Origin of the sequence: Methylococcus capsulatus str. Texas = ATCC 19069 (assembly GCF_000424685.1) — a bacterium.
GTDB lineage: Bacteria > Pseudomonadota > Gammaproteobacteria > Methylococcales > Methylococcaceae > Methylococcus > Methylococcus capsulatus.
Genome location: NZ_KE384224.1, coordinates 657,371 through 679,191, shown reverse-complemented (window position 1 = coordinate 679,191; position 21,821 = coordinate 657,371). Strand labels below are relative to the sequence as shown.

The 21,821-nt window shown below is 62.6% G+C and carries 24 protein-coding genes; 16 read left to right on the top strand and 8 right to left on the bottom strand.

The features are described from left to right. Nucleotide 1 precedes the first annotated feature (1 nt). Entirely contained in the window at nt 2-298 is a 297-nt protein-coding gene (locus tag H156_RS17375; RefSeq protein WP_202948222.1) for a hypothetical protein, read from the top strand. A gap of 62 nt (nt 299-360) precedes the next feature. Here H156_RS17375 and H156_RS0114520 read toward each other — a convergent pair whose 3' ends face one another. The 3 genes from H156_RS0114520 to H156_RS17805 form a co-directional block, all read right to left on the bottom strand. Then, nucleotides 361-759 carry a type II toxin-antitoxin system VapC family toxin gene (locus H156_RS0114520; RefSeq protein WP_017364954.1) on the bottom strand — a complete coding sequence of 133 codons (399 nt, stop codon included), beginning with the start codon at nt 757-759 and terminating at the stop codon, nt 361-363. A gap of 4 nt (nt 760-763) precedes the next feature. After that, nucleotides 764-1,042 carry a FitA-like ribbon-helix-helix domain-containing protein gene (locus tag H156_RS0114515; RefSeq protein WP_017364955.1) on the bottom strand — a complete coding sequence of 93 codons (279 nt, stop codon included), beginning with the start codon at nt 1,040-1,042 and terminating at the stop codon, nt 764-766. Nucleotides 1,043-1,188: 146 nt separating this feature from the next. After that, the gene (locus tag H156_RS17805; RefSeq protein WP_017364956.1) at nt 1,189-1,332 is read right to left on the bottom strand and encodes a hypothetical protein; all 144 of its coding nucleotides are present in this window, start codon (nt 1,330-1,332) and stop codon (nt 1,189-1,191) included. 115 nt (nt 1,333-1,447) lie between these two features. On the opposite strand from H156_RS17805, the gene H156_RS0114505 reads away from it, so the two are divergent. Continuing rightward, complete coding sequence (locus H156_RS0114505) at nt 1,448-2,341, top strand: glycosyltransferase family 2 protein (RefSeq protein WP_017364957.1); 894 nt, start codon at nt 1,448-1,450, stop codon at nt 2,339-2,341. 56 nt (nt 2,342-2,397) lie between these two features. Here H156_RS0114505 and H156_RS0114500 read toward each other — a convergent pair whose 3' ends face one another. Further along, nucleotides 2,398-2,775, bottom strand: coding sequence for a HepT-like ribonuclease domain-containing protein (locus H156_RS0114500; protein WP_017364958.1), 378 nt, complete (start codon nt 2,773-2,775; stop codon nt 2,398-2,400). Continuing rightward, nucleotides 2,772-3,023, bottom strand: coding sequence for a nucleotidyltransferase family protein (locus H156_RS0114495; protein ID WP_017364959.1), 252 nt, complete (start codon nt 3,021-3,023; stop codon nt 2,772-2,774). The genes H156_RS0114500 and H156_RS0114495 overlap by 4 nt, the downstream gene beginning before the upstream one ends. A gap of 447 nt (nt 3,024-3,470) precedes the next feature. Here H156_RS0114495 and H156_RS17110 point away from each other — a divergent pair, with 447 nt between their 5' ends. From H156_RS17110 to H156_RS0114430, 13 genes are all read left to right on the top strand, one after another. After that, nucleotides 3,471-3,671, top strand: a complete 201-nt coding sequence (locus H156_RS17110; RefSeq protein ID WP_026597630.1) for a hypothetical protein — start codon at nt 3,471-3,473, stop codon at nt 3,669-3,671. A 134-nt stretch (nt 3,672-3,805) separates the two neighbouring features. Further along, entirely contained in the window at nt 3,806-6,037 is a 2,232-nt protein-coding gene (locus H156_RS0114485; protein ID WP_017364960.1) for a right-handed parallel beta-helix repeat-containing protein, read from the top strand. A 312-nt stretch (nt 6,038-6,349) separates the two neighbouring features. Continuing rightward, complete coding sequence (locus H156_RS16275) at nt 6,350-7,000, top strand: Uma2 family endonuclease (protein WP_017364961.1); 651 nt, start codon at nt 6,350-6,352, stop codon at nt 6,998-7,000. Between the two features lie 27 nt (nt 7,001-7,027). After that, nucleotides 7,028-8,242, top strand: coding sequence for a glycosyltransferase family 4 protein (locus tag H156_RS0114475; protein WP_017364962.1), 1,215 nt, complete (start codon nt 7,028-7,030; stop codon nt 8,240-8,242). A gap of 172 nt (nt 8,243-8,414) precedes the next feature. Next, complete coding sequence (locus tag H156_RS17690; protein WP_017364963.1) at nt 8,415-8,549, top strand: hypothetical protein; 135 nt, start codon at nt 8,415-8,417, stop codon at nt 8,547-8,549. Next, nucleotides 8,546-9,004, top strand: coding sequence for a hypothetical protein (locus H156_RS0114465; protein ID WP_017364964.1), 459 nt, complete (start codon nt 8,546-8,548; stop codon nt 9,002-9,004). Before H156_RS17690 ends, H156_RS0114465 begins: the two co-directional genes overlap by 4 nt. Before the next feature lie 43 nt (nt 9,005-9,047). Then, on the top strand, nt 9,048-9,506 hold the full coding sequence (locus H156_RS0114460) for a hypothetical protein (protein WP_010960461.1): 459 nt from the start codon (nt 9,048-9,050) through the stop codon (nt 9,504-9,506). Between the two features lie 77 nt (nt 9,507-9,583). Then, entirely contained in the window at nt 9,584-11,020 is a 1,437-nt protein-coding gene (locus H156_RS0114455) for an O-antigen ligase family protein (RefSeq protein WP_238536834.1), read from the top strand. Nucleotides 11,021-11,110: 90 nt separating this feature from the next. Further along, entirely contained in the window at nt 11,111-12,544 is a 1,434-nt protein-coding gene (locus tag H156_RS0114450) for an outer membrane beta-barrel protein (protein ID WP_081504035.1), read from the top strand. Between the two features lie 106 nt (nt 12,545-12,650). Continuing rightward, nucleotides 12,651-13,187, top strand: a complete 537-nt coding sequence (locus H156_RS0114445; protein WP_017364967.1) for a polysaccharide biosynthesis/export family protein — start codon at nt 12,651-12,653, stop codon at nt 13,185-13,187. Between the two features lie 35 nt (nt 13,188-13,222). Then, on the top strand, nt 13,223-15,625 hold the full coding sequence (locus H156_RS16265; RefSeq protein WP_017364968.1) for a GumC family protein: 2,403 nt from the start codon (nt 13,223-13,225) through the stop codon (nt 15,623-15,625). 66 nt (nt 15,626-15,691) lie between these two features. After that, nucleotides 15,692-16,417, top strand: coding sequence for a tyrosine-protein phosphatase (locus H156_RS0114435; protein ID WP_010960468.1), 726 nt, complete (start codon nt 15,692-15,694; stop codon nt 16,415-16,417). A 13-nt stretch (nt 16,418-16,430) separates the two neighbouring features. Beyond that, nucleotides 16,431-17,120, top strand: a complete 690-nt coding sequence (locus H156_RS0114430) for a hypothetical protein (RefSeq protein ID WP_017364969.1) — start codon at nt 16,431-16,433, stop codon at nt 17,118-17,120. Nucleotides 17,121-17,152: 32 nt separating this feature from the next. On the opposite strand, the gene H156_RS0114425 is transcribed toward H156_RS0114430, so the two are convergent. Genes H156_RS0114425 through cysT form a run of 3 tightly spaced genes read right to left on the bottom strand, consistent with a single transcriptional unit; the run spans nt 17,153 to nt 19,971 of the window. Then, on the bottom strand, nt 17,153-18,202 hold the full coding sequence (locus tag H156_RS0114425; RefSeq protein WP_017364970.1) for a sulfate/molybdate ABC transporter ATP-binding protein: 1,050 nt from the start codon (nt 18,200-18,202) through the stop codon (nt 17,153-17,155). An 18-nt stretch (nt 18,203-18,220) separates the two neighbouring features. Continuing rightward, nucleotides 18,221-19,108 (bottom strand): sulfate ABC transporter permease subunit CysW, encoded by an 888-nt coding sequence (cysW, locus tag H156_RS0114420; protein WP_154656739.1) that lies wholly within the window; start codon nt 19,106-19,108, stop codon nt 18,221-18,223. Nucleotides 19,109-19,134: 26 nt separating this feature from the next. After that, nucleotides 19,135-19,971 (bottom strand): sulfate ABC transporter permease subunit CysT, encoded by an 837-nt coding sequence (cysT, locus tag H156_RS0114415; RefSeq protein WP_010960471.1) that lies wholly within the window; start codon nt 19,969-19,971, stop codon nt 19,135-19,137. Nucleotides 19,972-20,413: 442 nt separating this feature from the next. Between cysT and H156_RS0114410 the strand changes: the two genes are divergently transcribed. Next, a complete protein-coding gene (locus tag H156_RS0114410) occupies nt 20,414-21,811 on the top strand; it encodes an FAD/NAD(P)-binding protein (RefSeq protein ID WP_017364973.1) in 1,398 nt (465 codons plus the stop codon). Nucleotides 21,812-21,821: the final 10 nt, after the last annotated feature.

The window sequence follows — 21,821 nt, the reverse complement described above, 5'->3', positions numbered from 1 at the left end:
CATGTCTACTTTCCCCGCCAGTATGCCGCCACCCTGTTTTCGCTGGTCGAGGGGGGGGGGGACCGCCATCGTTTCCACCCCGTATCACGGCTACTGGAAGAATCTGGCACTGGCATTGAGCGGCAAGATGGATGCGCACTTCACCGCCCTTTGGGATCACGGCCACATCAAGTTCTGGTCGATGAAGACGCTTTCCTTCCTGCTGGAGGAAGCGGGCTTTCGCGACATCCGCTTCGAGCGGGTCGGGCGCGTCCCGGCGCTGGCCAAGGCCATGATCGCCGTTGCCCGGAGGCCTTGATGCCAACCCGGACGCAGCAGGTGGTTGCCGATTCCGCCGTATTGGCGCCACTTCCGTATTCGTCAGGGCAGAATGTTTTCGTCGATTTTTTCGATCAGGGAAATCAGTTTCTTGTCGGCCGTCAATACCTTGCAACCGTGCCTTCTGGCAAGAATGACGTACAGCAAGTCGTAAACCGGGTGGCTATACTGGATCGCGGCGGAAATGGCTTCGGTGGCGAGTTGCTCATCCGTTTCGAAAGCATCGACCAAACCGATGGCTTCCTCGTAGCAGGTTAGGGCCGTTTCTCTATCGAGATTGCCGAAACGGACATATTTCCAAAGCGTATTGGCGATTTCGCTGTGAAACAGGGCAGGAGCCAAGACCAAGGAACTACCCTCGAGTCTTTCAATGAAATCCGGCGCGCGCTCTGTACGCATGACAATATTGGCTGCCGCTGAGGCATCGAGCACCGCGCGCATGAGATCAGCGCTCCCGGTCTTCGCGCAGCAGTTGCTCAGGGGGGATAAATGGCGTTTGAACGCCCTGGGTTTCGAGATTTAGCTTGATGCGCTCGAGGATTTGGCGGCGGCGCCCGGAAGCGGCCGTACCGATGGCCTCGCGCAGTTCGATGATGGCCTGCTGGGCCAAGCTGCGGTGCGCCCGCTCGGCGCGAAAAGACAAGGCGTGGTACAGATCGTCGGGAAGGTTGCGGATTTGCAGGGATGGCATGATGATGCGCCTGAAGGAGATCGGGTTCCTCATGATGCATGCATTCTGGTGAGCTTGGCAAGTGACCTCGACCGTGTCGACGTGGACCGAATGGTTCTATTTTTTCGAGGATTTGGTTAATGCGCGTGACTCCGCAAAAAATTCGGAACCGTCGGAGGGCTCGCTGGAATATCCTGAAACTACAGATTGGGAATCTGGATCAGGCGGCCTACCGTTCCGCTGAATTGCAGGACGGTATGGGCCAGAAGGTATTGCCGGCCATCCTCGAAGTGGTGCCGTGCCTTCGGCAAAAACGTTGCATGGCTCGCAATGCGATCGCTCACGGATATCCCGACGATCCCGGGTCGCGGGCGAGCGCGATCAACGTTTCCTCGACGGCGCAATGCGGCCATGCTGCACGCGTTTGGGTGATTTCTGCGACCGACCATCCGATCTTCCATGAACCTCACCGCCATCATCCTCACCCATGACGAAGAAAAACATCTGGCCCGCTGCATCGATAGCCTGCAAGGGGTGGCGGACCGGGTCGTGGTGGCCGATTGCTTTTCCACCGACGCCACGCTGGCGATTGCGAAGGCCAAGGGCGCGCGGGTCATCCAGCGGGCGTGGGTGAACTATGCCACGCAGTTCAATTGGGCTTTGACGCAACTCGATCCCGATACCGGCTGGGTGTTGCGCATCGATGCCGATGAGGTGTTGACGCCGGCACTGGCGGCGGAGATTCGCGCGCGCCTGCCGGAACTTGGGCCGGAGATCGACGGGGTGAACTTTGGCCGGCGGATGACGTTTCAGGGCCGGCTGATCCGCTGGGGCGGGGTTTTTCCGGTGAAGGTGTTGCGGCTGTTCCGGTACGGGCGGGGGCAGTGCGAAAACCGCTGGATGGACGAGCACATCAAGGTTGCCGGGGCCACGGTGGATTTCACGGGCGAGCTGATCGACGACAATCTCAATCCGCTCACCTGGTGGACCGACAAGCACAATCGCTACGCCAGCCGCGAGGCGGTGGATTTGCTCAACCTGAAATATGGTTTCATGCCCCATGACACCGTCGCCAGCCTGCGCGGCAGCCAGGCGGGGGTGAAACGTTGGGTGAAGGAGGAGATTTACGCCCGGCTTCCGGGCGGTGTGCGGGCCTTCGTCTATTTCTTCTATCGCTACGTGCTGCGGCTGGGGTTCCTGGACGGGCAGGCGGGCGCGGCGTTCCACGTGTTGCAGGGCTTCTGGTACCGTTACCTGGTCGACGCCAAGGTCGTGGAAGTCGAGCGTTGCATGGCCCAGAGGGGATGTTCGGTGGTGGAAGCGATCGAGGCGGTATTGGGAATCCGGCTTTGAAGCAGGCAGCCTCGATGCAGAGGCTCATCGTAATCGCGGTTTCCTTTGGATACGGCTCAACATGGGTTGTTGCGCTCCTCGTCATGGACATCCCGGCGCACGGCCGGCAGTTGTTTGAGTAGATCTGGCAGCGCCGTCTGCACCGTCTCCCACACCACATCGAGGTTGATGTCGAAGTAGCCATGGGCGATGCGGTTACGCATACCGCGCATGCTGCGCCAGGGCATTTCGGGGTGCGCCTGCGTGAACTCGGCATGGCCTTCCATCACCTTCGTGGCAGCCTCGCCGATGATGATGAGGCTCATGATGACGGCTTGCTGGGTGCGCTTGTCGGCAAGGAAGTCGTCTTTGCTCAGACCTTCCACGAAGCCGCAAGCATCCGTCGCAGCCTGCTGTATGTGCTCGAGGTAATCGGGAAGCCGGTTTCCACTCATACCGGCTGCGCCTCCGCAAGCACCTTGGCCCGGAATTTCGGCGGCAGGTCAGCCGGGGTCAGCAGATCGACGCGAACTCCGAGCAACGATTCCAGTTCGTCTTGCAGGCCACCTAGGTCGAACAGCGTCGCGCCGGGCAGCGCATCGACCAGCAGATCGAGATCGCTGCCGTCCTGGTCGGTGCCGTGCAGCACCGATCCGAAGATGCGCGGGTTCGCCGCACGGAAGCGGCCTGCCGCTTCGCGCACGGCGTTTCGTTTAAGGTCAAGCGCGACAGATGGCCGCACGGGGCTCCCTCCATTATCGAAACGCGTTGAAAGGGTAGGCAACCGAGAATAGCATTTCAAGAACCATCTTCGAGAATCATGACGCCTTGATTTCCTGTGTCACCTCGAATGGCTGGGCCGGCTTGTCACAAACCTATGTGTTCGAGCGATTGAAAGAGCCGGATTTGGATATGCGTGACGGAGGGGTTCGTGTCGTGGCCTGATGAAATCGACTTGGCGCCTGACGCCCTGTATGCCGCGATCAAACGCGGTGGCGAATGGATATTGTCGTGAGAGTGCATCTTTATTCGTCTTACCGACGTTCAGCAAACGACAGGTAGAGGTTCATCGTACGGTTTCCTTCGGATACGGCACGCTCCATGGTTCACTACCGTCGCAACTTCGTACCGGGGGCAGGTATTTTTTACCGTGGCATCGCTCAACCGGCATGTGCGCTGGTTGAGCGAATGCCTTGGCGTTTTGCGCCATGCCTTTCGGGAAACTCGCGCCGCGCAGGCATTCCATGTCGATGCCATCGTCGTTTTGCCCGAACACCCGCACACGATCTGGCCCTTGCCGCCCGGCGAACCTGATTTTGAAGAGGGTCACGGATGGAATGCCGAATGCTGATCCTCCGATTGCGCCGCATCAAGGCTACCTGCGGTGGCGGTTTGACCGGTCAAACTGCTTTGAGCTCGATTCCTTGTGGATAGGCGGCGGACACCCCTGAGACGTCTTGTACGCAAACATAGGAGATATCCTTCATGCTCAAACATGGCCTGTTGTTTGCCCTTTTCCTACTGGCCGCGCCGGCTCTCGGCGCACCCCAGATTTTCTGGGCCAGCGACCCGGTGAAGCCCGGCGAGGCGGCCCTGATGGTGGGCGACGGCTTCGGCGAGCATCCCAGGATCGAGTTGACGCGCCTGAAGGACGATGCCGGCGGCGCTCCGGCCAGCCCCAAACGCACCGTAGCCGGCGCGAGCGTCGAACCGTTGCAGGCTTCGGACCAGTCGGTCAAGTTCATCATTCCGGCCGAATTCGAGGACGGCGTTTATGCCGCCCGCATTACGAACGCCAATGCTTCGACGATCGGCCTGCTCAATGCACCCACGGTCTACTGGGCGCAGGGCGATCAGGGCGTGCACGCCGCGCCGGGCGGCTGGATTCGGGTTTTCGGCCGCTGCATCGGCCATGCGCCGGCTTCCGCGGTTCTGCTTTTGAACTCCGTGTCAGACAGGACTTCCCGGCGGCTTGCGGCGGCGTCTTCGAGCCCGTGGGAGGCAAGGTTCGAGGTGCCTGCCGACATGAAACCGGGCGCTTACGATCTTCATCTGCACAGCGGCGCGGGCGACAGCGGGGCCTGGAGTCCGGCGGGCCGGCTGGAGATCAAGGCCGCCGAACATTGGCCGGAGCGGCAGTTCGATGTCCGCGATTTCGGGGCGACCGGCGCCGGCTCCACCGACGACACCCAGGCGGTGCTGGCGGCGGTGAAGACCGCCGGCGATCTGGGCGGCGGCGTGGTGTATTTTCCCCGCGGCCGTTACCTGCTGACGCAGGCCCTCATTCTCCCCCGCTTCGTCACCCTGCGCGGGGAGCGCCGCGATCGGGTGAACCTGCTCTGGCCCGATATGGAACAGCCGCCCGCGGCGCTCATCCAGGGCAGCAATCACTTCGCCCTGGAGGATCTGACGCTGTACGCCTCGAACCATACGCACCTCATCGCTGGCGACCTGCAAGCCACGCCCGCCGGCGAACCGGGTCATGTGCGCATCCAGCGGGTGACGGCGCGCGCCGACGTCTACCGCGGCCATCTCAAGCCCGAACAAGTCGATCAGCGCTTCAGGGAAAGTCTGAAACTGTCCACCGGCGGTGGCGACACGCTCCGGCTGGGCGGCGAGCATCTGGTGATCACCGACAACGATCTGTATGGCTCGGGCCGGGCGCTGTATCTCTTCAAGCCCAAGGGCGCCTACGTGGCCAACAACCATTTCTACAACGGCCGCTGGGGCTGGTATTGCCTGTCGGGAGTGAACGGACTGATCTTCGAGGACAACCAGATCACCGGAGCCGATCTCATGTCCACGGGCGGGGGCATCAACAATCTGGGCGGCACGCCTTATTCACAAAATGTCTTCTTCGCCCGCAACAGACTCAGCCTGATGCACGGCTGGGACCGCGAGGCGATGACCTCCGATGCCGGAGGCGGCCTGTACTATGGGCCGCTGAAAGATATCAGAGCCAATGCCTTTGCGTTCACTGCCGAGCCCACCGGCAAGCGCGAGCGCGCCGACGGCTGGAAGGGCGCCGGGGTCTTCATCCTGGGCGGCAAGGGCATGGGCCAGTTCGCGCAGATCGATCATATCGACGGCGATTCGGTCCATCTCGACCGCCCCTGGAAGGTCCCGCCGGATGGCTCTTCCGTGGTCACCGTCACGGGAATGCAGCAGCACTATATGTTCATCGCCAACGATTTCAGCGACGCCAGCGTGGCCTTGTCCTACTACGGAACGTCGATCGACAATATCGCGGCGGGAAACAAGTCGACCCGGACCGCCGGTTTCTACAATTCCGGCATGTGGTATCTGCATTACCAGCCGAGTTGGTACTGCCAGTTCTTCGACAACGAAATACTGGAAGGCAACAACTATCACGGCGGCCTCGGGTTGGCCCAGGGATGGTTATCCGGAGAGGCATCACTGGGCACAAGGGGAAATCAAAAACCGCCCAATACCGCCCCGCTCGCCCTGGCCGCCGTCCATCGCCGCAATCATCTTTATTCCAATGCCCACCTGCTGATCACGGGCGGCGGCAACCGTGCCGCGCCAGGAACGCGCGACGTGATCGTGGAAAACAACACCGTCGAGAACGCCGATGTGGGTTTGCAGGTCGACGCCGGCGTGGTCGGGCTCCTGGAGCATGGCAATGTCTTCAACCAGGTCAAGGAACCCTTCAGGGCCCCACCGGGCAGCATGCTGCGGGTTCAGGATATTCCCTAGGTTGATAGATGAGGACTGGGGCGGATATGAGTTCCTGATGATCTCTGTAGGAGCGGCCTTGGCCGCGATCGAGCGGAGAGTAGGTACTGGCCGTTGCGGATCGCCCGCAAGCGGGCTCCTACGTTGGATCGAACGGATTTGTGAGATTCGAATCAGGGAAGTTATTCTTGGTCAAGTCCTAATCGTTGAATCCGGTTTGCCGGTCGACGCCCGGGCCAATGGTGATGGCAGACTGGATGGAAGTCGACCCGGGCGGGAACCAAGGCCCCATACGCTCTCGATGCTCTGAATCAATGATGAGGCAGTGATTCCATGACAAAGGCGGCATTGGAGAAACCCGGGCGATGGACCTATGCGGATTACCGGACATGGCCGGAAGAGGAACGCTGGGAGTTGATCGGCGGCGAGGCCTATGACATGTGTCCGTCGCCTTCGACGACTCATCAGAGCGTTTCTTTCCAGCTGGGTCTGGTATTGGGCAATTTCTTCCGTGACCGGCGCTGCCGCGTGTTGGCGGCGCCGGTCGATGTGCTGTTGCCCAGCTCCGATGAAGCGGATGAATTGGTGGATACGGTGGTGCAGCCGGATTTGCTGGTGATCTGCGACCGGGGGAAAATTTCCGAGCGGGCGGTCCGCGGCGCCCCGGACCTGGTGGTCGAGATATTGTCGCCCTCCACCGCCAAGAAGGACGAGGGCGTCAAGCGGGACCGTTATGAACAAGCCGGCGTGGCGGAATACTGGCTGGTTCATCCCGTCGACCACACCGTATTTCGCTATGCGTTGATGAATGGCCGTTATGGACGGCCCGAGGTCTTCGGCGCCGGGGACGCCATGGCATCGACGCGTTTTCCCGGTTTGCTGGTGGTGTGGGACGAGGTTTTCGAGACTGGATCCTCCGAAGACTCATCGCCTGAGCCAGATTCAAGAATGACCCGGAGCGCGACCAGCCGCATCGGGCCATGAGAAACGTGATTACCCATACCGACATCCATGCAGATTCTATTTCTTAACCGCTTCTTCTACCCCGACCACTCCGCGACCAGCCAGTTGTTGTCCGATCTGGCGTTCGCCCTCGGCGAATCGGACCGCAAGGTGCGGGTGATCACCAGCCGGCAGCGCTATGATGACCCCGGCGCGGACCTGCCGGCGTTCGAGGCGGTGGGCGGGGTCTTCGTGCACCGGGTGTGGACCTCGCGCTTCGGAAGGGCATGGCTGCCCGGGCGGGCGCTGGATTATCTGAGTTTCTATGTCTCGGCAGGATGGCGCCTGTGGCGGCTGACGCGGGAGGGCGACGTGATCGTGGCAAAGACCGACCCGCCTTTGATTTCGCTGGTGGGTGCGGTGGTTGCCCGGCTGCGCGGGGCGAGGCTGGTGAACTGGCTGCAGGACCTGTTTCCGGAGGTGGCCGAGGCGTTGGGCGTGCGGATGCCGGGCCTGGCCGTGCGCCGGTTGCGGGATTGGCGGAATGCATCGCTGCGGCAGGCACGGACGAACGTGGTCCTGGGCGAGCGAATGGCGGAGCGGCTGCGCGAATCGGGCGTCCCGGCGGAGCGGGTCGAGATCATCCACAACTGGGCGGACGGGGGGGCGATCCGGCCCACGGCGGCGGCGGGCAACCCCCTGCGGGAGGAGTGGGGGCTGTCGGGCAGGTTCGTCGCCGCCTATTCCGGCAACCTGGGCCGGGCCCATGAATTCGACACCCTGCTGGCGGCGGCCGAGATCCTGCGCGGCCTGGACGGTATGGCGTTCCTTTTCGTCGGCGGCGGACACGGTTACGAAAAGCTGCGCCTGGAAGCGAAGCGGCGGGGGCTTGCCAATGTCCTTTTCAGGCCGTACCAGCCCCGCGAGCGGCTGGGGCTCAGCCTGACCCTGCCGGATATCCACCTCATCTCGCTATTGCCCGCGCTGGAAGGCCTGATCGTGCCGTCCAAGTTCTACGGCGTGCTGGCGGCCGGCCGGCCCGTCGCCTTTGTCGGGGCCAGAGACGGCGAGCTGTCCCGGCAGATAGAACGGCATGCCTGCGGCGCAAGCTTCGCGCCGGGAGACGCCGATGGACTCGCCGGGTTTCTGCTCGCCCTCAGCCGGGACGGCGAGAGGCGGGAGCGGATGGGAAGAAACGCCCGGACCGCCTTTGAAAACGAATTCGACCAGGCCCACGCGCTGGCGAAATGGCGCGCCTTGCTCACTCCGTTGCGGCCCTCCTGAGACATGCGCTCGACCGACCATCAAATTCAGCTCATTCGACGACTTGCGGTTCGAGTGGCGGGAAAACCGCGCCGCGTGCGAGTCTTCGGCTCCAGGATCGACGATACCGCGCTTGGCGGCGATCTCGACCTCATGCTTGAATTGCCGGAACCCGTGGAAAACCCCGGCGCTCATGGCCGCGCAGAGGGCGGCGGCGGTGTCGCGCACCATGCGCGGACGCAAGGTGGATGTGTTGCTGTTGTGCGCCCCCAATCTCGAGCGCCTGCCCATTCACGAGATCGCATTCAAGGAAGGGCAGCTGCTGTGACCTTAGAACCCAAGACACGCCTTCAATTTCTGGCCAGAGTGGTGCGCAAGGAGTGCCGGCACCTCGCCATCACGGACCAACGCCTCTTCGGGAATCCGTTCACTATGGAGCAGGCCGAGCATCTCGAAGAAGACTCCGATCTGGCCGAACGGGTGGAGGCCTTTGTCGGCAGGTTTGGCCGCCTGCAAGACACTTTGGGCGACAAATTGTCGCCCTTGCTCTTGGCTGCCCTGGGTGAAAAAACATCCGCGGTCATCGACAATCTCGACCGCGCCGAACGTTTAGGGTTGCTCGGTTCCGCTGACGCAGGGCTGACCATGGGCAAGCTCAGGAACCAGATGGTTCATGAATACATCGAAGACCCGGTCGTGCGAGTCAAGTCCGAGGATCAGCGGGAAAAAATGCGCCTCTGGCCATTGAATCTTCGCCTGGCTCTTCTATACTGCTATCGGTAGCCGTTTTCCACGCTCATGTACCACTTTTTGGGGGGACCCTGTCATGAAGGTTGCATTCACTCGACTCACGACGATTTTTGCCCTGTCGATCCCGCTGCTGATGCCGTCTACGGGAACCGCCGCGCCATACAAGGCCTCGCTGTCGGATGCGGACAGGCAGCTGATCCAGGACGCCCGGCAGTCCGTCAAGGACCAGGCGGCAAGCCGCATCGAGGCGCTTCGGGCCGAATTGGATGCCGGCAAGATTTCGAAACGGGAATACAAGTCCCGGGTCTGGGAAATTCAGTCCACCCAGAATCAGTTGCTGAACTCCCTGAGCAGCAAGGCCAACCAGAGGGAGCTGGCGGGGCTGTTGGGCGACCTCAAGGCTCATCCGGAATCCGCAGAAGACATCTTGTCCGCTCGGGGCAGCAACAATCACGGAAACGGCTGGAACTACAAATGGTTCGCGAGCTGGATCAGCTGGTTGCGCGAGTACATCAGCAACTGCCGGATCCTTTGATTTCGGATGGATAGAGAGCGAACTCGCTGGATCGGCTCGATCCGGCGGGTTTTTTGCGCACGGAATGCAGACGGCTCGTGGCTGCCTCATTTGAGAAGGGTTTGTTTTCTGTCCTGCTGGCCGTGATCCTGTGGCTGCCATTGCCCTGGGGCAGCAACTGGGAAGGGGCCGTCTATCTTTTTTCCAGTGCCGTATTCGTTCTCGGGGCCGTCTGTTGCCTTTTGCATGCCCACGGCAGGCTCCCGCTTACGATGCCGTTTCGAAGGGCATGGCCCGCCTTGCTGCTGATCGGCGCGAGTGTCGTATGGGCGGGTTTTCAAGGGGCTCCGTGGTTTTCCGATCTGGCGGACGAGTTGCTTCCTCGGGCCGCGCGAGTTTATCCGGATGCTCGCCGGGTCGACCCCGACCTTCCGTCCGCGTTCAGTACCGACCCGTACTACACCCGCCTTGCGGCACTCAAGGGGGCGGCCTATCTGATCCTGTTCGCGCTGATTCTGTTGCTGACCCGCAGTCGGGAAAGGATCCGGTGGCTGGCTTATGCGATCGTGGCATGCGGGGTGTTCGAGGCCTTGTATGGCTCGGCCAGGTCGTTGACTGGTCTTGAGTTCGGCTTCTTCGGCAGGGAAGTGGGCAGATCCGTCGCGGTCGGTACTTTCGTCAACCGCAACCATCTTGCCGGTTTGCTGGAGATGACGCTGGCGGTGGGGGTCGGACTGCTGATAGCCGGTCGGTTCTCCTCCCCGGGCGGCAACTGGCGCGACTGGCTGCGGGGAGCGGCGACTTTCCTGCTCAGCGACAAGGCGCCGCTTCGCATCGCCGTCGTGATCATGGCCATCGGTCTGGTGCTGACCCGGTCGCGCATGGGGAACGTGGGGTTCGCGGTTTCCTTGAGCGTCACCGGTGCCGTTTACCTCTTGCTCGCCCGTTCGTCGAGGTTTTCCAGCGGCTTGGTGGTGGCCATCCTGTCGAGCATCGTGCTCGTCGATCTCGTGATCGTCGGCAGTTATTTCGGGATCGAGGAAGTGGCACGGCGTTTGGAGCAAACCACGGTTGTGGAGGCTTCGAATCGGGTCGATCTGTACGACTACGCGGTGCCTTACGTACTGGATTACCTGCCGTTCGGCGCCGGCGCAGGCTCGTTCGTGGCGTCGTTTCTGCCTTATGGAGGTGCGGAGGTGGTCATTCCGTACGATCATGCCCATAATGACTATCTGGAATTTCTCGGTGAATGGGGAATCGTCGGTTGGCTGCCGATGGCACTGGCCGTTCTGTTGAGCCTGGGAGCGGCAGGGTTCGCGCTCCGCGAACGCCAGGAGTCCCTGCTGCGGGCAACAGGAATTGGCTCCTTCATGGGAATCGTCGCCTTGTTGATTCACTCCTTCGTCGATTTCAATTTGCAGATTCCGGCGAATGCCGGCTTTTTTACGGTATTGCTTGCCATGGGTTGGCTTGCCCGCTATATGCCTGTTCATCATCATAAGCCTGCCAGCAGGCAGTCGGAAGCGCATGGTTAGAGGGTGGAAGGTGAGGCTGGTTTGGCCGATGGCCGTTTTTCCAAGCCAGGGGTTATAACGATGCGTCGGAGTCTGCCGCAGCCGGTTTCCATGGATTCCCCGGCTCTCTCGTCGTTCGTCGGTCATGGAGAGGGAGGCCATAGTGCCGGCAAGGTACCTTCTTCGGGGACGAAAGCGCTACTGAAACGTACGGCTTTGCTTGCCTTACGTCTTTTGCCCGGGTTTTGCGCGCTGTACCCCGCGTCCACCTGGTCCCAGGGTGGGAATGGCGTCGCCAATCCTTTGGACGGTTCCAGCGGTTATTCGAATTTCAGTCCCGGCAACACCTACGATCCCTACAACCGTACGCCGCAATATGTGAGGATGGATCAGCCGTTGGGCACGGAAGGAAGACTTGACGACGAATTCGACTTCCGTCTCCCGATCGTCGGGCGTATGCGGGTGGAAGGTTTTTACGACGACAACGTGCTGAACACCGGCATTCTCAAGAAGGGTTCGTTCGGGACGTTCATCCAGCCCTGGTTCTTCCTCCCGTTTCACCACCGCAGTCTCACTGCCGGCCTCGGCTATTCGTTTCGCGGCAACGTCTACGAAAACGTTCCGCAAAACAATTACGTCGACAATTATGTCAACGCGTTCAGCGACGTACGCTTCGACCACAGAAACCGTCTGAGCCTCAACGGGTCGCTCAGTTACGCCCATGATCCGCTCGGTACTCAATTCGTACAGGGTGACGCGAGCCTGCTGTTGAAAAATCCAAATGAATGGCAGAGCCAGAGTTTCGGGGCCTTGTACAGGTACGGGGCCGAGGGGGCCAAAGGTCTCCTGGAATTCCGGTTCGACTATATGAACAGGTACTACCAGAATAACCCGGAATTCACGCGGGGGCGTTCTCTCAATCAATACAACATTGGCAGTGCGTTCTATTATCGGGTTCTGCCTAAGACTTCGCTTTTGTTCGAAATCAACGAGAGCTTCTCGGACTATTTGAACCCCCTGCCGAACGGTATCTCGCAGACCAACAACCAGTTGCGGGTGCTCGGCGGCGTGACTTGGCGCGCGACGGCAAAGACGACGGGGATTTTGAAGGCGGGGGTTCTCGTCAAAGAATTTGACGAGCCCGCCCAAGGACTGGGAGCCAATGGCCAGCCCCGGCCTACGTTCGACGCGGCTGTCCTGTGGCAGCCGCGTTCCATCGATACCGTGCGGGTCGGCGCCGTGATGATCACCAACGAGTCGAATTATCTGGGAGGCGCCGTCAACAACCAGACCTATTCCGTCATGTGGAATCACCAGTGGCTTCCCAAGCTCAGCAGCAACATTTACGCGAATGCCATGGAGAATAGCTACACGGGGTCGGACCGAACGGACAAAGGGTACATGCTGGGCGTCGGCGTTTATTACCCGCTTCAGCGCTGGCTGACGAGCGGGCTCCAATATACCTATACCGACCGTTCCTCTACCCTTGAGCAATATAGTTTTACCCGTAACCTGGTCATCCTGAACTTGCAGATGAATTTTTAGGGGGGCTATCGAGTTGGCCGTCCGGGGTTGCTCTACGGACAGGTCTGGGATCGCATTCTGTTGTGGATGGAAATTTGAACAATATTCTTGCCGAAGACGGACAGCCATGTTTCGAGTCATTTCCAGGATTGCCTTGTTGTTTGTCGCTTCGTCATTCTTGAGCCTGTTGCATGCGGAGGACAAGGTGTCCGGTTACAGGCTCGGTCCGGACGACCTGATCAAGATTTCCGTCCTGAACGAGCCCAATCTCAGCATCGAAGCGAGGCTCAGCGATGCGGGTACGGTTTCCTACCCGTTTCTGGGCGAGATTCACATCAAGGGGAAGACTCCCGGTGAAGTGGAGCGTCTCATCACGGATGGTCTCAGGGGCGCCTATCTGGTCGATCCGAAAGTGAACGTCAGCGTGCTGGAATACCGGAAATATTACATCGGCGGGCAGGTCAAGCACCCCGGCGCATATCCGTATCAGCCCGGGCTGACGGTAGGGAAGGCCGTGGCTCTTGCCGGCGGCTTCGGCGAGCTGGCCTCCCGGGACATCGTGATCCTCCGCGAGGACGATCCTGCGCAGCCGCAGCTCGAGGCCGACGTGATGACGCCGGTGCATCCGGGGGACGTCATAACGGTAGAGGAAAGCTTCTTCTGATTCGCTCACCGTTTCCTACCTTCCGGTCCGCCGCAATGAACGACAAGAACATCTATTCGCCCGTCATTCCGAGCAACGTTCCTCAGGTCGTCAACGTTCCGTATGAGGCTGGCGGATACGTTTCGGAGGAGGAACAGTTCGACCTCAGGCGGTATTGGGCCGTCATCCGCCGGCGTCTCTGGGGCATTCTCGGCCTGGCGGTGTCGGTTTCGGTCCTGACGCTCCTGATTCTGCTCTCGAAGACGCCGATCTACCGTGCGACCGCCTCGCTGGTCATCGAGCCGAAGCAGCAAAAGGTCGTTTCCGTCGAGGAGCTTTATGGCATCGATACCAAGAGTGCCGCTTACTATTACACGCAGGTCGAGGTACTGAAATCGCGCGCCATCGCCCGCAAGGTCATCGAGGCCTTGAATCTGACCGCGCATCCGGAGTTCGTGGGCGAATCCCCGGCGCCGGATTCTGCAGAAGAGACGGGACCGGTCGGACCGGATGGCCCGCGAATCCCCAAGGACCTTGCTTCGGCCGACTCCGGGGAGCCGGTGGATGGCGGTGAGGCGGAATCTTCGTTGCTGGATTGGCGTTCCTGGCTGCCGTTCGGCACATCTCAGCCGGTGACGACGTCCGCCGAGGAGCCGGATCCGGTCGATCGCGTGGTGGACCAGTTTCTGGCGCGTCTGAATGTGACCGCGGTACGCAACACCCAGATCGTGCAGGTTTCGTTCGAAGCGGCCAGCCCGGAACTGGCGATGCGGGTCGCCAACGCGGTGTGTGATGCTTATATCGACGCCAATCTCGAAGCCCGGACCGAGGGGACGCAGTTGGCCTCTAGATGGCTCGCAAGCCGTCTCGAGGGATTGCGGCAGAAGCTGGCCGAGTCCGAACGCCGCCTGCAAGCGTATCTCGAGAACCAGAAACTCGTGGACATCGGGAACGCTTCGTCTTCAGGGGGAGCGTCTTCGGGGGTGTCGTCCCTGAGCGCCAGCCAGTTGAGCGACTTGAATGCGAAGTACGTCGAAGCCAGAAAGGCGCGTCTGGAAGCAGAAACGGCTTACGGTCAGATCGCCGGCCTTGGCGGCCAGGTGCCCGACAACATCGAAAGCATGCCGGCGATCTACGGCGACGAAACGGTGCGCGATCTCAAGCAGCAGGAACACGAGGCGCTGACGCGCGTCAACGAGTTGTCCAGCCGCTACGGCGCGCAGCATCCGGAGCGGGTGACCGCGGAGACCCATCTCGAATCGGTACGAACCGCGTTGAAGAAGCAGATCGCCAGCGTGGCCGCCCGGCTGAAGCAGCAGATCGCGGTCGCGTATGCCAACGAGAATGCGCTGGCCGGCCAGATCGACGGGCTCAAGAACGAATTGCAGGGGATTGCCAGGAAAGAAAGCGTATATCGCGAATTGCAGCGGGAGGTGCAGTCCAACCGCGAGCTTTACGAGATGTTTTTCAAGCGCCTCAAGGAAACTTCCGAGGCGGGCGACCTGCAGCCCTCCAATGCCCGCATCATGGACGCCGCGATTCTGCCCAGGGTGCCGGTGAAGCCGAACAAGAAACTGGGCGTGACCATCGCTTTTTTCCTTTCTCTGATGGCCGGAATCGGCCTCGCCTTCCTGCTCGATTTCATGGACAAGTCGTTCCGGAGTTCGGGCGAGGTGGAGCAGAAGCTGGGGCTCCCCTTGCTGGGCCTGGTGCCCCTGGTGACCCAGAAGCAGAAGCGAGGCGTCAAGGAAGATGTGTCAAAGGTCTTCCTGGAAGATCCGCGCGGCAGTTTCGCGGAATCGGTGCGCACGATTCGCACCGGCATCATGCTTTCCGCGCTGGACGATCCGCGCATGAGCATCCTGGTGACGTCCTCGCTGCCGGGCGAAGGGAAGTCGTCGATTTCGATGAGCCTGGCCTATGCCCTGGCCCAGCTCAATTCCAGGGTGCTGGTCGTGGAGGCGGATCTGAGGCGGCCCAATCTGGCCAAGCGCTGCGGCCTGTCCGCGAAGATGCCCGGTCTTTCGAACCTGGTGGTGCAGACGGCGACCCTGGAGGAGTGCATCCACCATTACGACGCGGGCAACATCGATCTGATGCCGGCCGGGATCATTCCGCCGAATCCGCTCGAGCTGCTGTCTTCCCACCGCTTCGCCGAAGCGATGGCCGCACTCGAGAGCGAGTACGACGCGATCATCCTCGACGCGCCGCCGATGCAGCCGGTGAGCGATGCGCTGGCACTGTCCCGGCTGGTCCGGTCGGTGATCTACGTGGTCCAGGCGGAAAAAACGCCGGTGCACATGGCGCGTTCGGGCATCGACCGGCTGCGCAAGGTTCGTGCGCCGCTGACCGGCGTGGTCCTGAGCCAGTTGAACCTGGAAAAAAGCCGGCGCGGCTACAGCAGCTATTACTACAGCGACTATTATTATGGGAGTTACAAGCAGGAAGGCGCCCAGTAATAGGGAACGGCGACCTCGGTTGTCGGGATCCCGAATCAGACTGCAGCATTGGAGCTTCGAATTCCCATGATCGACCTTCATTGCCATCTGTTGCCTGCCATCGACGACGGTCCGGAAAGTCTGGCCCAGGCCGTGGAGCTCGCCCGGCTCGCGGCGGACAGAGGGATTCGGCGGTCGGTGGTGACGCCGCATATCCAGCCGGGCTGCTGGGACAACGACCAGGCCGGCATCGAGCGTGTCTTCCGGGCGTTTCAGGCGGAACTGGAACGCGAAGGGATTCCGCTCGAAGTCGGAATGGCGGCGGAAGTCCGTGTGTGCGCCGAGATCATGAGCCTGCTGGCGCAGGACCGGATTCCCTTCCTCGGCGAGTACCGGGGCAAGCGGGTGATGCTGCTCGAATTTCCCCACGAGCAGATCCCCCCGGGCACCGACGCGCTGGTGCGCTGGCTGATGAAGCGCGACATCCTGCCGATGATCGCCCATCCGGAGCGGAACAAGGCGGTTCTGCGCGACTTCAGCAAGATATTCCCTTATGTGGAAATGGAATGCCTGTTCCAGGTCACCGCCGGTTCGCTGGCCGGGCAGTTCGGCGAGCGTTGTGAAGAAAGGGCGCTCCAGTTCCTCGAGGAAGGCTGGATCACGGTGTTGGCGTCCGACGCGCACAACGTGAAACATCGCCCTCCCAATCTGGAGGAGGGGCGGGAGGTGGTCGAGCGCGTGGCCGGGCCGGAAGTGGCGAGGAGGCTGGTTGTCGACAACCCGAGCGAAATTCTCGGATTGCGTACTCAATGACTTCTGAATCCGAATGTCCGCCGCTTTACGCATCCTGTTGTGCTACCTGCTGGCCGGTGGCTTGTTTTTCCTCGGTTGGACTTGCCTGAAGCGGGCCAAGGCCGGCGTTCATGAAATCCAGGTAGGCTGGCTGTTCAAGGCATGGATGGCGCAACCGGACAAGCAGCCGTCCGAGGCCGAGCTGAACCGCATCGAGCGCGTGCTGCGCGGGGCGGTCGCCCTGGATCCCGACAATCCCGTCCTCCACGAACAATTGTGCCAGTTGTACATGTGGCAGCTCGCGCTCGCCCGCAGCAATCCGGACGCGGAGGCCAGGCTGAGCGCCAAGGCCACCGCCGAGGCCCGCCGCGGGGTGTCGCTGCGGCCGGCCTGGCCGATGGCGTGGGCGCGTTTACTCGGCTTGAAGGCGGCTTTCGACGTCCCCGACGACGAATTCAGGCTCGCTCTGAGGCGAGCCACCACCCTCGGGCCCTGGGATTTTCAAACCAGCCAGGCGGTGGCGGCCGCGGTGCTCCCGATCTGGGAGGAAGTCTCGCCGGAGGATCGCGAGGCGGCGGTTAACGCGGCGATCCGGGGGTTCCAGCAGAAACCGCGGGACATGCTGCCGATCGTGCAGGATTCCGGCCGGCTGGTGGAAGTCTGCGCGGCCATGGCCGGTCTGCCCGAGCTTCACCAGCGGGTCTGTTCGGACGTGATCGAATAGACGGCCGGAGCGGCCGGGCCGAATAATGCGCTTCAGGGCTGAAACACCCTGATCTTGCTGGGCTGGATCACCACTTCGTCGCCGTGCTTGATGGCGTGGCGGCCGAAGGCTTCGCGGCTGAGTTCCGCTTCCACGGCGCCCCTGCCATCCTTGCGCTCCAGCTCCACCCGCACCGCGTTGCCGCGCCGCCGGATGTCCCGGACGACGGCCACGATGCCTGCGCCGTCGCCGCCGATTTCGATTTCGTGGGGACGGGCGAAGAACAAGGCCTGTTCGGTGTCCGACTCCGCTATGTCCGGCAGCTCGATCACCGTCTCGCCGATAAGGGCGCGGCCGCCGTGCACCCGGCCGTGGAACAGGTTGACGTCACCGATGAACTGGCATACGAAAGGCGTGGCGGGATGGTCGTAGACCTCGTCCGCCGAGCCGACCTGTTCGATCTGGCCGGCGTTCAGCACGACGACCCGGTCGGCGACTTCCAGCGCTTCTTCCTGGTCATGGGTGACGAACACCGAGGTGATGTGCAGCCCGTCGTGCAGCCGCCGCAGCCAGCGGCGCAGATCCTTGCGGACCTTGGCGTCCAGCGCGCCGAACGGCTCGTCGAGCAGCAGGACTTTCGGTTCCACGGCGAGGGCGCGGGCCAGTGCGATGCGCTGGCGCTGGCCGCCGGAGAGCTGGCCGGGATGGCGATCGGCCAGCCAGTCGAGCTGGACCAGCTCCAGCAATTCTTGCACCCGCCGCCGGATTTCGGCTTCCGGCGGGCGCTGGCCGCGCGGGCGCACCCGCAGGCCGAAGGCGACGTTCTCGAACACGCTCATGTGCCGGAACAGGGCGTAGTGCTGGAACACGAAGCCGACCCGGCGCTCGCGGACGTGGCGGTGCGTCGTGTCTTCCCCGTGGAACAGGATCTGGCCGCTGTCGGCGGCCTCCAGCCCGGCGATGATGCGCAGCAGCGTGGTCTTGCCGCAGCCGGAGGGGCCGAGCAGGGCCACCAGTTCGCCGGAACCGATGGTCAGGTCGATGCCCTTGAGGGCCTGGAAGCTGCCGAAGGATTTGGTGATGTTGCGGATTTCGATGCTCATGGTCGGTTCAGTCTCGATTCATTCTTCATCTTTGGCGGCGTCGATCTGCCGGGCCAGCCGCCACTCCAGGACGCTCTTCAGGGCCAGTGTGACCAGGGCCAGCATGGCCAGGAGCGAGGCGACGGCGAAGGCCGCGGCGCTGTTGTATTCGTTGTAGAGGATTTCCACGTGCAGCGGGATCGTGTTGGTGGCGCCCCGGATATGGCCGGACACCACCGACACGGCCCCGAATTCACCCATCGCCCGGGCGTTGCAGAGAATCACGCCGTACAGGAGGCCCCAGCGGATATTGGGCAGGGTGACGTGGCGGAAGGTCTGCCAGCCCGAGGCGCCCAGCACCAGCGCGGCCTCCTCCTCGTCGTTGCCCTGGGCCTGCATCAGCGGAATCAGCTCGCGGGCGACGAAAGGCACGGTGACGAAAAGCGTGGCCAGCACGATGCCCGGTACCGCGAAGATCAGTTTGATGTCGTGCTCGTGCAGCCAGGGACCCAGCCAGCCCTGCATGCCGAACAGCAGCACGTAGATCAGGCCGGACACGACAGGCGACACCGAGAATGGCAGGTCGATCAGCGTGGTGAGCAGGTTCTTGCCGGGAAATTCGAACTTGGCGATGGCCCAGGCCGCCGCCACGCCGAACACCGTGTTCAGCGGCACCGCGATCAGGGTGACCAGCAGGGTGAGCTCGATCGCGGCCAGGGCCATCGGGTCGGCCAGCGCGGACACGTAGGTCTCCCAGCCCTTGGCGAAGGCCTGGACGAACACCAGCGCCAGCGGCATCAGCAGGAACAATGCGAGAAAGAGCAGGGCGATAGCGATCAGCGACCAGCGCACCCAGGGCGCTTCGCCGCGGGCGGCGTGATGGACATGATGGATGTGCGAGGCGAAGGTGAGCGGTTGTGCGGACATGGCGATGGCTTCGGTCGATGTGCCGTTCAGACGCGGGAGCCGCGCCGGTTCCGGGTCCACCATTGCAGCAGGTTGATGGCCAGCAGCAGGGTGAACGAGACCAGCAGCATGGACACCGCCAGGGCGGTGGCGCCGGCGTAGTCGTACTGCTCCAGCTTGGTGATGATGAGCAGCGGGGTGATTTCCGAGACCAGCGGAATGTTGCCGGCGATGAAGATCACCGAGCCGTATTCGCCGACGCCACGGGCGAAGGCCAGGGCGAAGCCCGTCATCAGGGCGGGGGAGATGGTCGGCAGGATCACCTTCAGGAAGGTCTGCCAGCGGGTGGCGCCCAGGCTGGCCGCCGCTTCCTCCAGCTCCCGTTCCAGGTCTTCCAGGATCGGCTGTACCGTCCGCACCACGAAGGGCAGGCCGATGAAGGTCAGGGCGATCGTGACGCCCAGCGGGGTGAAGGCGATCTTGAATCCGGCCTGGGCCGCGAACTGCCCGATCCAGCCCTTGCTGGAATACAGCGTGGCAAGCGCGATGCCGGCGACGGCGGTGGGCAGGGCGAAGGGCAGGTCGACGAGGGCGTCGGCCAGCTTGCGTCCGGGGAACTCGTAGCGCACCAGCACCCAGGCCACCAGCAGGCCCATGACGGCGTTGATCGCCGCGGCGGCGAGCGCGGCGCCGAAGGTCAGCTTGTAGGACGCCAGTACGCGCGGGGTGGTGACGGCTTCGAAGAAGCCGCTCCAGCCGAGGGTGGCGCTCTTGAGGAAGGTCGCAGACAGCGGGACCAGCACGATCAGGCTGAGATAGAGCAGGGTGAAGCCCAGCGCCAGCGGAAAGCCGGGCAGGACGCCGTGTTGCCGGTAGGTCCTCATGTGTTCGTTCGATTCGGGGAGGCCATGATCGAGCGGGAGTTTATCCGGGCTTTTATACATTAATAAAGAATTAAAAAATGCTATTCATATTCCATATGGGAATGATGTGAACCAGCCGCGAGCCGGCTCGACAAGCCCCGTGCGCCCTCTGGATCTCGTCTGGCACATGCCGGAGCCGACGGGACTACCGGAAGCCAGCGCGCCCGCCCTTTCCACGGCGGTTCGGTCTGAAGACCGCGGTGTGGTGTTGGTTCGCACTCCGATGCACTGGTGGCCGCCGTGCGGCGGACCCGGGCGGGGAGCGTGGCGTCGGGCCGTTGAGGGGGATATCCTGGACCGGTGATGTGATAATCATGGTATGCTAATATTTGATCCTGTGTCATTCGATCGACGCCGGCTGTTCCGCAGCCGGCGTCGTTTTCGCACTCTGAGCGAGCGATCCATGAAACCCACCTCCCCACCCCAAACCATCGCCATCGTCGGCGCCGGCTTCAGCGGCACCCTGGTGGCGGCGCATTTGCTGTCCAGGGCGAAGGCGCCGCTGACGGTCCATCTGATCGAGCGGGAGCGCAGCCGCTTCGCCCGCGGCGTCGCCTACAGCACCACCGAGGACTGCCACCTCCTCAACGTCCCCGCCGGGAACATGAGCGCCTTTCCCGACGACCGCGAGCATTTCCTGCGCTGGGCGCAGGCACGGGAGGCCGAAATGCTCGACTGCGCCTGCGTCGGCGAAGTGACGGCCGCAGCCTATCTGCCGCGGCGGGCTTACGGCGATTACATTGCCCAGATACTGGACGAAGCCGAGCGCGGTGCGGCGCCCGGCGTAGGTCTCGATCGCCGGATCGACGAGGTTGCTTCCTTGAAGGTCGAGGACGGGGCCGTCGCCCTCCGGCTGGCCTCCGGCGCGCAGCTCCGGGCCGACCGTGTCGTGCTGGCGCTGGGGAATTTCCGCCCCGGCGACCCGTCCGGCGCCGATGGCGCGTTTCACCGCAGCGCCCGCTACCACGGCGACCCTTGGGCGCCCGAGGTGCTGGACAGACTCCTCCCCACCGAGTCCTGCCTCCTGGTGGGCAGCGGCCTCACCATGGTCGACTGGGCCGTCACCTTGAACCAGGCCGGCTACCGCGGCGCCATCCATGTCGTTTCGAGACGCGGTCTGTGGCCTCAGAGCCACAAACCGGGTGCGCCGGCGGCTTTCGGCCTCGAGCCCTCCGGCAAATTCGGATCGGTCCGCAACGGCCTGCACAGCATCCGCGCTTTCATCCGCGATACCGGCACCGACTGGCGCCCCGTGATCGACGCGCTGCGGCCGGTGACCCAGACGCTGTGGAAGGGTCTGGGACTGTCCGAGCAGCGCCGCTTCCTGCGCCATCTGCGCACCTTCTGGGATTGCCACCGCCACCGGCTGGCTCCCGGCATCGCCGCGCGTCTGGGCGCGATGCTGGATTCCGGGCAGCTGGTCCGCCACGTGGGGCGCATCCACGCCTTTCGCGATCTTGGACGCCGGGTCGAAGTCACGCTCCGGCCGCGGGGAAGCGACCGCCGCTACGTCTTGAACGTCGATGCGGTGGTGAACTGTTCGGGTTCGGAAAGCGATTACCGCCGGCTCGACAGTCCGCTGGTGAAAGACCTGCTCGTGCAACGGCTGATCCGGCCGGATCCCCTGGCGCTGGGCCTGGATGTCGCAGACAACGGCGCACTGATCGACGCGGAAGGCCGGCCGTCCGCGGTCTTGTTCACGCTCGGCCCGCCCCAGAAAGGGCGGTTGTGGGAAACCACGGCCGTGCCGGAAATACGGGGGCAGGCGGCCGGGTTGGCGGTGGAGTTGCTCGGGGGCTGAACCAGGGCGG

What these genes read in the sequence shown, in the direction of transcription:
- H156_RS17375 (WP_202948222.1), top strand. Translation starts at nt 2, where the DNA reads ATGTCTACTTTCCCCGCCAGTATGCCGCCACCCTGTTTTCGCTGGTCG.
- H156_RS0114520 (WP_017364954.1), bottom strand. Translation starts at nt 759, where the DNA reads ATGCGCGCGGTGCTCGATGCCTCAGCGGCAGCCAATATTGTCATGCGT.
- H156_RS0114515 (WP_017364955.1), bottom strand. Translation starts at nt 1,042, where the DNA reads ATGAGGAACCCGATCTCCTTCAGGCGCATCATCATGCCATCCCTGCAA.
- H156_RS0114505 (WP_017364957.1), top strand. Translation starts at nt 1,448, where the DNA reads ATGAACCTCACCGCCATCATCCTCACCCATGACGAAGAAAAACATCTG.
- H156_RS0114500 (WP_017364958.1), bottom strand. Translation starts at nt 2,775, where the DNA reads ATGAGTGGAAACCGGCTTCCCGATTACCTCGAGCACATACAGCAGGCT.
- H156_RS0114485 (WP_017364960.1), top strand. Translation starts at nt 3,806, where the DNA reads ATGCTCAAACATGGCCTGTTGTTTGCCCTTTTCCTACTGGCCGCGCCG.
- H156_RS16275 (WP_017364961.1), top strand. Translation starts at nt 6,350, where the DNA reads ATGACAAAGGCGGCATTGGAGAAACCCGGGCGATGGACCTATGCGGAT.
- H156_RS0114475 (WP_017364962.1), top strand. Translation starts at nt 7,028, where the DNA reads ATGCAGATTCTATTTCTTAACCGCTTCTTCTACCCCGACCACTCCGCG.
- H156_RS17690 (WP_017364963.1), top strand. Translation starts at nt 8,415, where the DNA reads ATGGCCGCGCAGAGGGCGGCGGCGGTGTCGCGCACCATGCGCGGACGC.
- H156_RS0114460 (WP_010960461.1), top strand. Translation starts at nt 9,048, where the DNA reads ATGAAGGTTGCATTCACTCGACTCACGACGATTTTTGCCCTGTCGATC.
- H156_RS0114450 (WP_081504035.1), top strand. Translation starts at nt 11,111, where the DNA reads ATGGATTCCCCGGCTCTCTCGTCGTTCGTCGGTCATGGAGAGGGAGGC.
- H156_RS0114445 (WP_017364967.1), top strand. Translation starts at nt 12,651, where the DNA reads ATGTTTCGAGTCATTTCCAGGATTGCCTTGTTGTTTGTCGCTTCGTCA.
- H156_RS16265 (WP_017364968.1), top strand. Translation starts at nt 13,223, where the DNA reads ATGAACGACAAGAACATCTATTCGCCCGTCATTCCGAGCAACGTTCCT.
- H156_RS0114435 (WP_010960468.1), top strand. Translation starts at nt 15,692, where the DNA reads ATGATCGACCTTCATTGCCATCTGTTGCCTGCCATCGACGACGGTCCG.
- H156_RS0114430 (WP_017364969.1), top strand. Translation starts at nt 16,431, where the DNA reads ATGTCCGCCGCTTTACGCATCCTGTTGTGCTACCTGCTGGCCGGTGGC.
- H156_RS0114425 (WP_017364970.1), bottom strand. Translation starts at nt 18,202, where the DNA reads ATGAGCATCGAAATCCGCAACATCACCAAATCCTTCGGCAGCTTCCAG.
- cysW (WP_154656739.1), bottom strand. Translation starts at nt 19,108, where the DNA reads ATGTCCGCACAACCGCTCACCTTCGCCTCGCACATCCATCATGTCCAT.
- cysT (WP_010960471.1), bottom strand. Translation starts at nt 19,971, where the DNA reads ATGAGGACCTACCGGCAACACGGCGTCCTGCCCGGCTTTCCGCTGGCG.
- H156_RS0114410 (WP_017364973.1), top strand. Translation starts at nt 20,414, where the DNA reads ATGAAACCCACCTCCCCACCCCAAACCATCGCCATCGTCGGCGCCGGC.